Source organism: Olsenella sp. SW781, assembly GCF_012027725.1.
Lineage (GTDB): Bacteria > Actinomycetota > Coriobacteriia > Coriobacteriales > Atopobiaceae > Thermophilibacter.
Window position 1 is genome coordinate 38,805 of record NZ_SJOU01000005.1, and the last position, 13,769, is coordinate 52,573.

Annotated in this window: 12 protein-coding genes; 10 read left to right on the forward strand and 2 right to left on the reverse strand. The window is 65.6% G+C overall.

What is annotated here, in order from left to right:
- Position 1: 1 nt before the first annotated feature.
- Positions 2-1,162: a pyridoxal phosphate-dependent aminotransferase gene (locus tag E0L17_RS04040; protein WP_167929974.1), complete on the reverse strand. Its 1,161-nt coding sequence runs from the start codon at positions 1,160-1,162 to the stop codon at positions 2-4.
- Positions 1,163-1,494: 332 nt separating this feature from the next.
- On the opposite strand from E0L17_RS04040, the gene nrdD reads away from it, so the two are divergent.
- The 8 genes from nrdD (at position 1,495) to E0L17_RS04080 (ending at position 11,022) form a co-directional block, all read left to right on the forward strand.
- The gene (gene nrdD / locus E0L17_RS04045; protein WP_167929975.1) at positions 1,495-3,717 is read left to right on the forward strand and encodes an anaerobic ribonucleoside-triphosphate reductase; all 2,223 of its coding nucleotides are present in this window, start codon (positions 1,495-1,497) and stop codon (positions 3,715-3,717) included.
- Positions 3,718-3,969: 252 nt separating this feature from the next.
- Complete coding sequence (locus E0L17_RS04050) at positions 3,970-5,094, forward strand: nuclear transport factor 2 family protein (RefSeq protein ID WP_167929976.1); 1,125 nt, start codon at positions 3,970-3,972, stop codon at positions 5,092-5,094.
- Positions 5,091-5,648, forward strand: coding sequence for an anaerobic ribonucleoside-triphosphate reductase activating protein (nrdG, locus tag E0L17_RS04055; protein WP_167929977.1), 558 nt, complete (start codon positions 5,091-5,093; stop codon positions 5,646-5,648). Before E0L17_RS04050 ends, nrdG begins: the two co-directional genes overlap by 4 nt.
- A 277-nt stretch (positions 5,649-5,925) precedes the next feature.
- Positions 5,926-8,658, forward strand: a complete 2,733-nt coding sequence (gene mgtA / locus E0L17_RS04060) for a magnesium-translocating P-type ATPase (RefSeq protein WP_167929978.1) — start codon at positions 5,926-5,928, stop codon at positions 8,656-8,658.
- Positions 8,659-8,851: 193 nt separating this feature from the next.
- On the forward strand, positions 8,852-9,475 hold the full coding sequence (locus E0L17_RS04065) for a GNAT family N-acetyltransferase (RefSeq protein ID WP_167929979.1): 624 nt from the start codon (positions 8,852-8,854) through the stop codon (positions 9,473-9,475).
- A 145-nt stretch (positions 9,476-9,620) separates the two neighbouring features.
- Positions 9,621-10,319, forward strand: coding sequence for a hypothetical protein (locus tag E0L17_RS04070; RefSeq protein ID WP_167929980.1), 699 nt, complete (start codon positions 9,621-9,623; stop codon positions 10,317-10,319).
- A 10-nt stretch (positions 10,320-10,329) separates the two neighbouring features.
- The gene (locus E0L17_RS04075) at positions 10,330-10,677 is read left to right on the forward strand and encodes a hypothetical protein (protein WP_206109001.1); all 348 of its coding nucleotides are present in this window, start codon (positions 10,330-10,332) and stop codon (positions 10,675-10,677) included.
- Positions 10,678-10,680: 3 nt separating this feature from the next.
- Positions 10,681-11,022: a hypothetical protein gene (locus tag E0L17_RS04080; protein WP_167929981.1), complete on the forward strand. Its 342-nt coding sequence runs from the start codon at positions 10,681-10,683 to the stop codon at positions 11,020-11,022.
- A gap of 39 nt (positions 11,023-11,061) precedes the next feature.
- Here E0L17_RS04080 and E0L17_RS04085 read toward each other — a convergent pair whose 3' ends face one another.
- Positions 11,062-12,264, reverse strand: a complete 1,203-nt coding sequence (locus tag E0L17_RS04085; protein WP_167929982.1) for a MalY/PatB family protein — start codon at positions 12,262-12,264, stop codon at positions 11,062-11,064.
- A gap of 72 nt (positions 12,265-12,336) precedes the next feature.
- Here E0L17_RS04085 and E0L17_RS04090 point away from each other — a divergent pair, with 72 nt between their 5' ends.
- Both E0L17_RS04090 and E0L17_RS04095 read left to right on the forward strand, forming a co-directional pair.
- Positions 12,337-12,720 carry a VOC family protein gene (locus E0L17_RS04090; protein ID WP_167929983.1) on the forward strand — a complete coding sequence of 128 codons (384 nt, stop codon included), beginning with the start codon at positions 12,337-12,339 and terminating at the stop codon, positions 12,718-12,720.
- A gap of 21 nt (positions 12,721-12,741) precedes the next feature.
- Positions 12,742-13,725 (forward strand): helix-turn-helix transcriptional regulator, encoded by a 984-nt coding sequence (locus E0L17_RS04095; RefSeq protein WP_167929984.1) that lies wholly within the window; start codon positions 12,742-12,744, stop codon positions 13,723-13,725.
- The last annotated feature ends 44 nt before the right edge of the window (positions 13,726-13,769 follow it).

Sequence of the window (13,769 nt, forward strand, 5' to 3'; positions counted from 1 at the left end):
GTCACATCCCCGCCGCGGCGATGGCGGCCACGGCCTCGCGGAGCTCGTCGGGCGGCATCACGAGCGCCATGCGGACATAGCCCTCGCCCGAGGGGCCGAAGCTCGCGCCCGGGGTCACGATCACGCCGGAGCGCTCCATGAGCTCGAGCGCGAAGGCCATCGAGTCGGTCCCGCCGCCCGGGATGCGCGCCCACACGAACATCGAGCCGTGGGCGTTGGGGCGCTCCCAGCCGATTGCCTCGAGGCCGTCGCAGAGGGCGTCGCGGCGCTCCTGGTAGAGCAGGCGCTGGTGCTCAACGGAGTCGCGCGGGCCCGTGAGCGCCGCGATAGCAGCGTCCTGCTCGGGGTAGAACATGCCAAAGTCCACCTGGCCGCGGAGCTTGCGCGCGGCCGCCACCACGTCGGGGCGACCCACGAGGAAGGACAGGCGCGCGCCCGTCACGTTGAAGGACTTGGAGAGCGAGAGGAACTCGACGCCCACCTCGGCCGCGCCGGGATACGCCAGGAAGGATCCGCCCGGCTCGCCGTCGAAGACGATGTCGGAGTACGCGTTGTCGTGGATGATCACGAGGTCGTGCGCGCGGGCGAAGGCGATCGCCTCCTCGTAGACCTCCGGCGTGCCCACCGAGCCCACGGGGTTGGCGGGAAGCGAGAGGATCAGGTACTTGGCGGCGTCGGCGACCTCCGCCGGAACCTCCGAGAGGCACGGCAGGAAGTCGTGCTCGGCGGTGAGCGGATAGTAGGCGGGACGGGCCCCGGCGAGCAGCGTGGCGTTCTGGAAGACGGGATAGCACGGGTCGGGCACGAGGCCGACCTCGCCCGGGTCGGCGAGCGCGGCGCAGACGTAGCCCAGGCCCTCCTGCGTGCCGCGGCAGCTCATGACCATGTCGGGCGTCACGCCCGCCACGCCGAAGCGGTCCTCGTAGTAGGAGCAGACGGCGGCGAGAAGCTCGTCCTTGTCGTGCAGCGAGTACTTCCAGTTGGCGGGGTCCGCCGCGCTCTCGCGCAGCGCCTCGACCACATGCGTCGGCGGCTCGAAGTCGGGCGTGCCCACGGAGAGGTCGTACACGCGCCGCCCCTCCGCCTCGAGCGCGCGCCGCCGCGCGTTGAGCGCCGCGAACACCTCGTCGCCGAACAGGTCAAGTCGCCTGGAGAAATTCATGTGGCCCCTCCCGTGCTCTCGTGACGGGGCGCCGGGACGCCCCGTCACCCGTCTCCTCTGTCAGAGAACTCTACTCCTTGGCCGGTGCCTGCCGCTCGCCGTCCCGCTCACAGAAACATCAATGTCAATTTGAGCCAATGCTTTTTCCTGACGCGTTTTGCCTACCTGCACGGATATGGCTTATCGACAGCATTTCGACTGGTTGTCAACAATATCTTGTGTTTTTGTTAATGCCACACCACCACCAGTTGTGCCATAGTAGTCCGTGCACAACTACGAGGACATACGCGCCGAGCTGGGCGGCGCCCATGAGGAAAGCGAGAGGGACGGCCATGAAGATCATCAAGCGCAACGGCTCGGAGGTCACCTTCGACATCTCCAAGATCGAGAACGCCATCCGCGCCGCCAACAGCGAGGTCCCCGCGGAGGAGCGCCTCACCGAGCGCGAGATCAAGTTCGCCTCCCTCAACGTCACCGACGAGTGCATGGAGGCCGGCCACACCGTCACCGTCGAGGAGGTCCAGGACCTCGTCGAGGACCAGCTCATGGGCCTGCACCACTTCGAGGTGGCCCGCAAGTACATCATCTACCGCTACGTGCAGAACCAGAAGCGCCACAAGAACACGACCGACGACAAGATCCTCGCCCTCATCGAGTGCAACAACGAGGAGGTCAAGCAGGAGAACTCCAACAAGAACCCCACGGTCGTCTCCGTGCAGCGCGACTACATGGCCGGCGAGGTCTCCAAGGACCTCACCATGCGCGAGCTGCTCCCCGCGGACATCGTCGAGGCCCACAACGAGGGCATCATCCACTTCCACGACTCGGACTACTTCGCCCAGCACATGCACAACTGCGACCTCGTGAACCTCGAGGACATGCTGCAGAACGGCACCGTGATCTCCGGCACGCTCATCGAGCGCCCGCACAGCTTCTCCACCGCCTGCAACATCGCCACGCAGATCATCGCCCAGGTGGCCTCCTGCCAGTACGGCGGCCAGTCCATCTCGCTCACGCACCTCGCGCCCTTCGTCGACGTCTCGCGCCAGAAGATCCGCCGCCAGGTGGAGGCCGAGATGGCGGCCATCGGCGTTGATCCGGGCGAGGAGAAGATCTCCGAGATCGTCGAGGGTCGCGTCCGCGAGGAGATCTCGCGCGGCGTGCAGACCATCCAGTACCAGGTGGTCACCCTCATGACCACCAACGGCCAGGCGCCGTTCATCACGGTCTTCATGTACCTCAACGAGGCCAAGAACGAGCGCGAGAAGGCCGACCTCGCCATGTGCATCGAGGAGATGCTGCGCCAGCGCTACCAGGGCGTCAAGAACGAGGAGGGCGTCTGGATCACCCCGGCCTTCCCGAAGCTCATCTACGTGCTCGAGGAGGACAACGTCCGCGAGGGCACCCCGTACTTCTACCTCACCAAGCTCGCGGCCAAGTGCACGGCCAAGCGCATGGTGCCGGACTACATCTCCGAGAAGAAGATGAAGGAGTTCAAGCTCTCCAAGGGCGAGACCGAGGGCAACGGCGACTGCTACACCTGCATGGGCTGCCGCTCCTTCCTCACGCCCGACCGCTCGGGCAACGGCTATGACAACGTGTCCAACGCGGGCAACTGGGAGCCGGGCAAGCCGAAGTACTACGGCCGCTTCAACCAGGGCGTCGTGACGATCAACCTCGTCGACGTGGCGCTCTCCGCCAAGGGCGACATGGACGAGTTCTGGCGGATCTTCGACGAGCGCCTGGAGCTCTGCCACCGCGGCCTGCGCTGCCGCCACGAGCGCCTGCTCGGCACCACCTCCGACGCCGCGCCGATCCTCTGGCAGTACGGCGCCCTCGCGCGCCTCAAGAAGGGCGAGACGATCGACAGGCTCCTCTACGGCGGCTACTCCACGATCAGCCTCGGCTACGCGGGCCTCTACGAGTGCGTCAAGGCCATGACCGGCCACAGCCACACCGACAAGGAGGCCACGCCGTTCGCGCTCGCCGTCATGCAGCACATGAACGACAAGTGCGCCGAGTGGAAGGCCGCCGAGAACATCGACTACTCGCTCTACGGCACCCCGATCGAGTCCACCACGTACAAGTTCGCCAAGTGCCTGCAGCGCCGCTTTGGCATCATCCCGGGCATCACGGACAAGGGCTACATCACCAACAGCTACCACGTCCACGTGACCGAGCCGATCGACGCCTTCACCAAGCTGCGCTTTGAGTCCGAGTTCCAGCGCCTCTCCCCCGGCGGCGCCATCTCCTACGTGGAGGTGCCGGACATGCAGGACAACCTCGAGGCCGTCATCTCCGTCATGCAGTACATCTACGACCACATCATGTACGCCGAGCTCAACACCAAGAGCGACTACTGCCAGGTGTGCGGCTACGACGGAGAGATCCAGATCGTGGAGGACGACGGCAAGCTCGTCTGGGAGTGCCCGCACTGCCACAACCGCGACCAGTCCAAGATGAACGTGGCGAGAAGGACGTGCGGCTACATCGGCACCCAGTTCTGGAACCAGGGCCGCACCGAGGAGATCAAGGACCGCGTGCTGCACCTGTAGGCCTGTCCGGCGGAACCCGAGGATACGGCCCCGTGCTCAAACAGCTTGCTGCGCAAGAACTGCGCGCGGGACCGTATCCTCGGGTCCCGCGCGCAGCGTTATCTAGGTGTGGCACGTGGACCTTGGCCCTGCCGCATCCCTTCGGTTCTTCTCGGTGGGCAAGGTGCTATACTGAGCTCGCAAGCCCCGTGATGACCGCTGGTTTCCATGTCACCGGGGCATTTTCGTATCTATTGACCAGGAGGGAGGGCCATGAATCAATCGACGGTCGGCAACCCTGACAGCAGCGCATGGATCGAAAAGTGGCTCTCCGAACCTCGGCTGGCAACATATCTTAGCCGGTGCCACGGCAACAGAGACGAGGCGATGCGCCTCTATGAATGGAACAGCGACCTTGGCCTCGTCCTCCTGAAAGACATCGGCTACTTCGAAATCGCTCTTCGCAACGCCTATGACCGTGTCATAGGCGAGCGCTGGAACGGCGAGGACCACTGGCTTTTTGATTCATCCTCCCCCGTCAACGTCAGCATACCTCGACGCACGCGAGCGGGCGTTCCGTTTGATGCAAACGCTCTTAACCGAAGTCTGATTGCGGAGGCAGGCCGCGGGTCAAGAGGCAGGCTCGGCCCTGACTCAACGATTGCGAACCTATCCTTTGGGTTTTGGGCGCACCTGACTGACAAGGCCCATGAGCGAGCGCTCTGGATTCCCTATCTGCACCATGCTTGGCCAGCTGGCACAAACCGTGCCACGCTCGACTCCGCGATTCGTTCCATAGGCATCTGTCGAAATCGAATTGCCCATCACGAGCATCTCTTCGATCCCAAAGATGATGGCCTTCTTCCAACTCGCGTAGACCGCAGCATCGTTGAGCTCTTCTGTCAGCTCGTTCCCGAGAACACGCTCTTCTCGCCTGGCGCCCCCACTCCGGTAGACCGGTTCCTGAAAGAACATCCCATGCCAGGCGACCTGAAGTCTTTGAATGCCAATGCGTTCGAGCAGACCATCGCCGAGTACTTCGCCATGTGGGTGCGGCGTGACTTCTCGCGCTTTGACAAACTCTTCTCGTTGGGTTGTGTATACGAGGAGTGCTACGGTCCGGTATACGTGGGTACCAACGAGCTGCACCGCTGGATTGACCATATGCTTGCTCGCCAGACGGTCACAGCGTGGAACATCCACTCAGTCGAGTCCGACCCGGATGGAGAGACTTTCTTTGTGTCGTGGACGTTTTCCGCCACAGAGGAAGAGAGTTACATCTTTGACGGAATCTCTCGAATCCACTTTGATTCGGACGGGCGCATCGATCACGTGAAAGAATATCGGGCGGACCACGACCAGCGCCGCCCCTTTGAATCGGAAGGCCAGCACCCATGAACTACGCGAACATCAAGTACTGCGACATCGCAAACGGACCGGGCGTGCGCACCACGCTCTTCGTCTCCGGGTGCCGCCTACACTGCCCCAACTGCTTCAACGAGGAGGCGTGGGACTTCGACGCCGGAGAGCCCTTCACCCAGGAGGTTGCCGAGAAGATCATGGACTCGCTCGACGTGCCCTACGTGGGCGGCCTCACCATCCTGGGCGGCGAGCCGATGGAGCCGGAGAACCAGCAGGGGCTCGTGGGCTTTCTCGAGGCCGTGCGCGAGCGATTTGGGGGCGAGAAGTCCATCTGGCTCTTCTCGGGCCACACCTGGGACCAGCTGCGCCCCGGCGGCGCATGGAACCTCGGAGACGTGACGGACCGGCTGCTCGACACGCTGGACGTCCTCGTGGACGGCCCCTTCGTGCAGGACCTCCACGACATCACGCTGCGCTTCCGCGGCTCGTCCAACCAGCGGCTCATCGACGTCCCCGCCACGCTCGAGGCGCCCGGCGACGACGTCATCTGGTGGGAGGACGAGCCGATCTTCTCCACGCACACGATGTAGCCGTGCGGGGGGCAGGCGTGCCACCCCTCCTTGTGAGGCGCGGAGAAATCGGGCATACTGACCAGAGCTAGGAGAGACGGGCACGCGCCCAGACCCAAGGGAGGTGGTTTTCCCATGAGCGATAGTCACAGTCACAGTCACGATGCACCAAGGTCCATGGGAGAGGCGCCTGCCGGTCGGGACGGCTGGCACCGACGCGCGTAGCGCACGCTCAAGAAGCACTCCCACGGGCCGCGAGAGCGGCCCTTCTCGTATCCCGGGATTGTGAGGTGGCACCATGCTGCTGGCCACCCTCTTCTCGCGTGCCCTCGCACGCGCCCGTACCGTCAACAGCCCCACCCCAAACGCCGCCGGATCGGACTGGCTGCGCCACGTGGCGGAAGCGTCGCCCGCCCGCCTGCTCGACGAGCTCGGCACCCGCGATGGCGGCCTCTCCCCTGACGAGGTGGAGACCATGCGCGCCTTCTGGGGCGAGAACCGCCTCGGCCACGCCGAGCGGCCGTCGCTCCCCCGGCGCGCAGCCGCCGCGTTCCTTGACCCCTTCACGGGCATCCTCGTCCTTATCGCCATCGTCTCCGTGCTCACGGACTGGGTCTTTGCCACGTCCGGAGCGCGCGACCTCACCACGCCCGCCATCATCGCCGTCATGGTGCTGGTCTCAGGCATGCTGAGACTCGTCCAGGGCGAGCGCAGCGACAACGCCGCCGCGGCGCTCGCCGAGATGATCGAGACCACCTGCACCGTCGAGCGCGCGGACGTCGGCCGCGTGGAGGTGTCGCTTGACGAGGTGGTGGTGGGCGACGTCGTCCACCTCTCCTCCGGGAGCCTCGTTCCCGCCGACCTGCGCCTCATTGCCTCGCGGGACCTCTTCGTAAGCCAGTCCGCCCTCACGGGCGAGTCCCTGGATGTCGAGAAGCACCACGAGCTCGACGGCCCGATTCCCTCCGACGCCGCGGTGACCGATCTCGACGACCTCCTCTTCCTGGGGAGTAGCGTGATCTCTGGCAGCGGGGTTGGCGTCGTGGTGGCCACGGGCACGTCCACCCTCATCGGGCAGGCCGCAACGGAGCTCTCATCGGGCGTCGCGCGCGACCGCGCAACGGCGTCTGGCGAGGGCGTCGCAACAACGAGCCGCCTGCTCGTGGGCCTCATGCTCGTCATGGTTCCCGTCGTCGCACTCATCTCGGGGGTTACCACGGGGGACTGGGTGGACGCCCTGCTCTTCTCCCTCTCCGTAGCCGTGGGGCTCACGCCGGAGATGCTTCCCGTGCTCGTCACCTGCTGCCTGGGCAAAGGGGCGGTCGACCTCTCGCGCGACAAGGTCATCGTTAAGCGGCTCGACGCGATAAGCGACCTCGGAGCCGTTGACGTTCTCTGCTGCGATAAGACCGGCACGCTCACCGAGGACCGCGTCGTCCTCGAGCGCCACCTCAACGTCCTTGGCGAGGATGACGTGGAGGTGCTGCGCGCCGCGTTCATGAACAGCTTCTTCGGCACGGGCATGAAGAACCTCGTCGACTCCGCGATCATTCGTCGGACCCTCGAGGTCGATCCCTCGGCCGAGGGGCTGTGCGACCGATACGCACTTGTCGACGAGCTGCCCTTCGACTTCGAGCGGCGGCGCGTAAGCGTCGTGGTCGATGACGAAACTGGACCGGGGCTCCTCATCTGCAAGGGCGCGATCGAGGAGGTCGTCGAGGCCTGTGCCGAGGCGCAGGTGAGGGGGGAGGCCGTCCCTCTCGCCCCCGAGCTCGCAAACGCGATCATGCAACGGGCGGCGTCCCTCGCCGACCAGGGCATGAGGGTCCTCGGCGTGGCCGTGCGCGAGGGCTCGCCCGAGGCGGGCGGGCTCGCCCAGGAGGGCGAGAAGGACATGGTCCTCGTTGGCTACCTCGCCTTTCTTGACCCTCCCAAGAGAAGTGCCGCCGCGGCCGTCGCTGCGCTAGCCGGGCACGGCATCTCGACGAAGGTCCTCACGGGCGACTCCGCGCGCGTCGCCGCACACGTGTGCGGCACGCTCGGCATCCCGACGGACGACGTGCTCACGGGAGCTGACGTCGCCGCCCTGGGAGACGAGGAGCTCTCCGAGCGCGCCGAACGCGCGACGATCTTCGCGAAGCTCTCACCGGCACAGAAGGCACGGGTTGTCAGCGCCCTCAGGGCAAGGGGACATGCCGTGGGGTTCATGGGCGACGGAGTGAACGACGCCGCCGCGATGGCGTCCTCGGACTGCGGCATCTCGGTTGACTCCGCGGTGGACGTGGCCCGCGAGGCGGCCGACCTGATTCTCCTCGAGAAGGATCTCCTCGTCCTCGAGCGCGGGATCGTCTGCGGGCGCCGGACGCTCGCCAACATGGCAAAGTACGTGAAGATGACCGTAAGCTCAAACTTCGGGAACATCCTCTCCGTGCTCGTCGCCGCCACGCTGCTGCCGTTTCTCCCCATGACCGCCGTCCAGCTGCTGCTCCTCAATCTGATCTACGACGTCACCTGCACCGCCCTGCCATGGGACCGCGTCGACGACGAGCTCGTGGCGGCGCCGCGGAGGTGGGACGGTCGCTCCATCCGCCGGTTCATGATCTTCGTGGGGCCCATCAGCTCCGCCTTCGACGTCATCACCTTCGCGGCGCTGTTCTTCGTCGTGTGTCCCGGAGTCGCGGGCGGTCCCTGGACGGCGCTCGACGGGGCGGGCAAGACGATCTTCGTAGCCACGTTCCAGGCTGGGTGGTTCGTCGAGAGTATGTGGACGCAGACGCTCGCCGTGCATCTCATTCGCACACAGCGCAGGTCATTCATCGAGAGCCGGGCCTCAGGGAAACTCACGGCCCTCGGGCTCGCTGGAGTCGGCCTGTCCACCGCGCTCCCCTTCACGCCCCTCGGCGCCGCACTCGACCTCGCCCCGCTCCCGCTGGGATACTTTGCCCTGCTTGCGGCCATCGTCGTTCTCTACGCGGCCTCGCTCTCGCTCGCCAAGCGCCACCTGCTCCGACGCGACCGCTCGTTTCTTTAGGGCGACATGGGGAAAGCCTGACAGGGGTGACAGGATATTCTGTCAGAAAATGGTTTCCGTGCAAGGGAGGCAGGCGTGCCAACGGCGTCAGGTTTATTTGGCACGCCGCAAGAGGCGTGCCAAATAAACCTGACGCCGTTGGCACCTGACGCCGTTGGCGCAAGCCCGACGCCGGTGACATTGAGGAGGCCCCATGACCGTACTCGACACGAGCGTGCCCCACATCCCCGTGATGATGACGCTCGGCCCCCACGAGCCCGTATCCGACGTCACGCTGCCGACGGGCTACCGCTTCGCCGCCTGGGAGCCACGCTTTCGCGAGCCATGGGTGCGGCTGCACGTCCTTCTCGGCCAGCTGCCGTCATATGAGGAGGGGCTCGCGTACTTCGAGCGCACCTACGAGTCGGACCCCGTCGCCCTCAGGCGCCAGATGATCCTCGCGGTCGATGGGGACAGCGCCCTTGCGGGGACGAGCTCGCTCTGGCGCGGCGACCACTTCGGCGAGCCGCGCCTGCGCGTGCACTGGGTCGGGGTGGACCCCGCCCATCAGCGTCGCGGCCTCGCCCGCGCGCTGATGCTCCGGACGATCGCCCTCTACGACGAGCTCGTCCCCTCGGGCGAGCCGCCCCTCTACCTCACCACGCAGACGGAGAGCTGGGTTGCCTGTGGCATGTATCGCAAGCTGGGCTTTGTTCCCTATCGAGGCCCCATGCCCCCAAACTTCGGCTCCGATCCCGAGGCGTTTCGTGACAAAAACGACGAGGCCTGGCGCCTCATCGACGACAGGCTGCGAGACAGCTCCCGCTCGCCGCGCTAGCGCGACCGCCCACGAACTTCTCCCCTCCCCCTGACGGCCGGGCGAGGCCCCCGACCTCGTCCGGCAGCAACGCGTCAGCAAGTGGGAAGACAACTCGCGCGCCAAAGTTGGTAGGCTCCTTCGCACCCGATCGAAGGAGGTTCCCATGCGCAGGCAGCAGACCGTAGGAGACGTCCTCCTCGAGGCACGCGCCCCCTACTCCCACATGGACGAGGACGACTCGAGGCTCTTCTACTCCACGATGAACGCGCTTCTCGTCTATGCCAACAACCGGCTGCACGTCATCAGCCCCAAGAGGCTGAGGGCCCGCCCCGGAGACCCGTGCATGCTCTACGAGAACGGCGGGAGGGTCTCCGAGGAGCTCTGGAAGAACCGGGCGCTCGTGGACGACTTCGTGCGGGAGAACCCGCTCGGGCTCAGTGAGCGACAGCTCGAGGTGGCGCGCCCCTGGCGCCATGCGCTGCGCGACATGTTCACCGTCGTGGACGCTGACGCCGACCGCGCCATCTACATGAACCAGGACCGCCTCTTCGTGGTGGGGGCGTCCCAGGACCCGGCCGACTCCCACGTCCACCACATCCCCTCGCTCATGCTCCTCACGCTCGTTCCCTTCAAGGGGGGCATCGTGACGAGCGGCATCACGCTGCACCTCTCGCCCAAGCCGCATCCCTGGGCGGTTCCGCTCATCGCCCGCCAGGCCGCCGAGCTCGCCGTGCGCCCGCTCGTCTCCACGGCCAACGACCTGCTCCTCTACGCATCCGGCGTCTCCGACGACGAGAACCGCGTCACGCCGCGCTTCCAGAGGGAGGTCGACGAGTCCTTTGCGACGGGGGCCATCGCGTAGGGAGGCAACAATGCGCAAAGGGGGAAAGCGGCGCACGGCAACCCATCTCAGATTGATACAATCAGAAATGAGCGTATGGCCAGTAGAGCACGTCGAGGTACACGACCGCGTCCACAAGCGTCATCCCGAGATTCTGGCCGAGGATGTTTGCAGTGCCTGGAAGAACGCCTTTCTCTCCAGACCCCGAATTGACGACGGGACGGTTCGCCAAGTCGCAATAGGGCAAGACGGAAGGGGGCGTCTCCTCGAGATGGTCGCCCAGCGCATCGGTCCCTCAACCTGGCTCGTCTATCATGCCATGACGCCGCCGAGCGATAAGATGCTCAAAGAGCTGCGAGCGCTTTGGAGGGAGAAGTAGGACATGTCGCTGACGGACGAGGAGATCTACGAGCTGACCGGACTGACGAGCGAGGACTTTGACCGCATGGCCCGCCCCTTCGAGGACGGCTCGTGGATCGATGACGACGGCAACCCCATCCACTTTGACGGGCCCATCGAGTACGGGCCGCCGCGCCTCTACCTGGAGGACCGGGCCATGTGGACCTTTGACATCCCCGGCCCCCACATCGCTGCGGTGGACCGCGCGATCAAGCGACTTGGCATCACCAAGTCCGAGTTCATGCAGAGCGCCGTCCGCCATGAGCTCGAGCGCGTGGGCGAGAAGGTCGAGGACCCCGAGGGGTCGGGCCGCGTAAAGGCCTAGGCTCCCCCGGGCGGAGCGCCGCCGGGGGAGCCCGGACGCTCAGAAGACGTGCTCGGCCAGGCGCCCGAAGGCCTCCTGCACGCGGGAGAGCGGCAGCGCCAGGTTCATGCGAATGTGGCAGGGCCCGTTGAAGGCGCGCCCATCCTGCCAGTAGACTCCCACGCGCCAGCCGGCGCGCAGGAGGTCCTCGATGTCCCGCCCGTTCTTCTCGCACCACTGCGTGCAGTCAAGGAAGAGCATGTAGGTGCCCTGCGGCCGGAAGACGTCCACGCCGGGGAGGTTGTGCTCGATGAAGTCGCACGCCCAGTCCACGTTTCCGGCGATCACCTGGTTGAGCTCGTCGGCCCATGCGCGGCCCTCGGAACTATAGGCGCCGATGAGCGCATGTTGCGAGAGCACGTTCATCGAGTTGTAGTGGGGCTTGGCGCCCTTGGACTCAACGCGGTCGCGCAGGTAGTCGCTGTAGATGACGTGATAGCTGCCGATGAGCCCCGCGAGGTTGAAGGTCTTGCTCGGCGCGTAGAGCGCGATCGTGCGCTCGCGCGCGTCATCGGAGACGGACTGCGTGGGGACGTGCGCGTGCCCCGGGCGCACGATGTCGGACCAGATCTCGTCGGAGATGACCACGCAGTCGTGGGCACGGAAGAGCTCCATCGCACGCTCGACCTCCCAGCGCTCCCACACGCGCCCGCAGGGGTTGTGCGGCGAGCAGAAGATCGCCACGTGAATGCGCCCCTCGGAGAGGCGGCGCTCCATGTCCTCGAAGTCCATGCGCCAGACGCCGCCCGCGTCGCGCACGAGCGTCGAGTGCACGATCTTGAAGCCGTTGTCCTCGAGGCTGTGGGTGAACCCCACGTACGTGGGGCTGTGCACGAGCACCGGGTCCCCCGGCGCCGCAAAGGCCGTGAGCGCTGAGACCACGCCGCCGAGCACGCCGTTCTCGTAGCCGATGTGACGCGGCTCGAGGTCACACACGCCCTTGCGGTCGCGGTGCCAGTCGATGATGGCCTGGTAGTAGGCATCGCTCGGGCGGAAGTAGCCGAAGGTGGGGTACGCGAGGCGCTCCTCGATGGCACGCGTGATGGAGGGGGCCACGGGGAAGTTCATGTCCGCGACCCACATGGGGATGGGGTCGAAGCCCTCGTCAGGCGCGGGATACCCGGAGCCCGGCGCGCCGATGGCGTCGAGCGCGAGCGCGTCATGCCCGGCACGGTCGAGGATGGTCGTGAAGTCATAGGTCATGGGAGTCCCTTCGACGCGGTTTTCCTCTGCTAGGATACTCGCAACGGAGCACGCCCGACATCGGAGGGGCCCATGAGAATCGAGCATGTCGCGCTCTACGTCAACGACCTCGAGGGGGCGCGGGACTTCTTCGTCCGCTTCTTCGGCGCCGTCGCCGGCGACGGGTATCACAACCCGAGGACGGGCTTTCGCTCCTACTTCCTCACCTTCGACGGCGGGGCGCGCCTCGAGGTCATGACCAAGCCGGGCATGACGGATGTCGAGAAGGACCTCGCGCGAACCGGTTGGGCGCACGTCGCCCTCTCGGTCGGCTCCAAGACCGAGGTCGACCGCCTCACCGCCGAGCTCGCTGCGGCGGGCTGCGAGGTCGTAAGCGGACCGCGCGCCACGGGCGACGGCTACTACGAGTCCTGCGTCCTCGGTCCCGAGGGCAACCAGGTGGAAATCACGGTCTAGCGCGGAGGGCACGAGGCCACGATGGACAGGCACGTCGAAGAGATTCTCGAGCGGCAGGAGAGCTTCGAGGAGCATGCCTATCGGCATGCTGATCTCATCCGTGAGATGGTCTCCGGAGACTTCTCCGATGCCGCCACGCTTCTCGCTGAGGCGGACGCGCACAAGATTGATCTCGTAAGGCTCTTCCATCATCCGGACTTTCCCGAGATCGTCCGCCAGTTCGCTATCCCCACGCGCACGAGCCCCGAGCTCTCGGTCCACAAGCACACGCGCCTGCAGGTCCCCTACTGGCACCGCCATGACTTCTTTGAGCTCGTCTTTGTTCTTCGAGGTCAGACGATTCAGCGAATTGAGGGGGCTGATGCGCCGCTGAGACTGGGTACGGGCGGGGCATGCCTCGTCCCTCCGGGCACCGTCCACCTCATGGAGCGCGCAGGCGCAGGGGATACCGTGCTCAAGATGAGCGTGCCGCCAACGCTCTTTGCCAAAGTCGGAAACCCCATCTCACAGCTACTCATGGACCGTGAGTTCGTTCTCCTGGATGGCAGCTCCGCCCGTGCGGACTATCTTGCCTGTCAGCTCGTGCGGGAGTGCGCCGAAAGGCCACCACACTGGGGTCAGGCGGCGGCAAGCGCACTTTCCCTGTTGTTCGTTGAGCTCTCTCGCGACGGAGGGACAACGGAACCCGAGATTGCCCGACAGCTCGCATGCTATCTCGACCGAACGGGAACCAAGGCATCGCTCGATGGCTTTGCCGAGCATGTGGGATACAGCCGGCGCTATGTCGCTCGGCTTCTGCGCGAGCGCTGTGGCCACAGCTTCTCCGAGCTCTGCCTCGCACATCGCATGCGCGAGGCTCGCAAGCTCCTCCTCGAAAGCGACCGCCCCATCTCAAGCATTGCCTTTGATCTGGGCTATTCCAACCCGTCAGGCTTCTACAAGCGCTTCGAGGAGTCCTGTGGCATGACGCCAAGCGTCTATCGAAGGCTCTTCTCGTCTTCTTAGGTCATCTGGGACACACGCTCGTGCCTCCGGGGACACTTTCCCCT

What these genes read in the sequence shown, in the direction of transcription:
- E0L17_RS04080 (WP_167929981.1), top strand. Translation starts at nt 10,681, where the DNA reads ATGTCGCTGACGGACGAGGAGATCTACGAGCTGACCGGACTGACGAGC.
- E0L17_RS04070 (WP_167929980.1), top strand. Translation starts at nt 9,621, where the DNA reads ATGCGCAGGCAGCAGACCGTAGGAGACGTCCTCCTCGAGGCACGCGCC.
- E0L17_RS04090 (WP_167929983.1), top strand. Translation starts at nt 12,337, where the DNA reads ATGAGAATCGAGCATGTCGCGCTCTACGTCAACGACCTCGAGGGGGCG.
- E0L17_RS04040 (WP_167929974.1), bottom strand. Translation starts at nt 1,162, where the DNA reads ATGAATTTCTCCAGGCGACTTGACCTGTTCGGCGACGAGGTGTTCGCG.
- E0L17_RS04050 (WP_167929976.1), top strand. Translation starts at nt 3,970, where the DNA reads ATGAATCAATCGACGGTCGGCAACCCTGACAGCAGCGCATGGATCGAA.
- E0L17_RS04065 (WP_167929979.1), top strand. Translation starts at nt 8,852, where the DNA reads ATGACCGTACTCGACACGAGCGTGCCCCACATCCCCGTGATGATGACG.
- mgtA (WP_167929978.1), top strand. Translation starts at nt 5,926, where the DNA reads ATGCTGCTGGCCACCCTCTTCTCGCGTGCCCTCGCACGCGCCCGTACC.
- nrdG (WP_167929977.1), top strand. Translation starts at nt 5,091, where the DNA reads ATGAACTACGCGAACATCAAGTACTGCGACATCGCAAACGGACCGGGC.
- nrdD (WP_167929975.1), top strand. Translation starts at nt 1,495, where the DNA reads ATGAAGATCATCAAGCGCAACGGCTCGGAGGTCACCTTCGACATCTCC.
- E0L17_RS04085 (WP_167929982.1), bottom strand. Translation starts at nt 12,264, where the DNA reads ATGACCTATGACTTCACGACCATCCTCGACCGTGCCGGGCATGACGCG.
- E0L17_RS04075 (WP_206109001.1), top strand. Translation starts at nt 10,330, where the DNA reads ATGCGCAAAGGGGGAAAGCGGCGCACGGCAACCCATCTCAGATTGATA.
- E0L17_RS04095 (WP_167929984.1), top strand. Translation starts at nt 12,742, where the DNA reads ATGGACAGGCACGTCGAAGAGATTCTCGAGCGGCAGGAGAGCTTCGAG.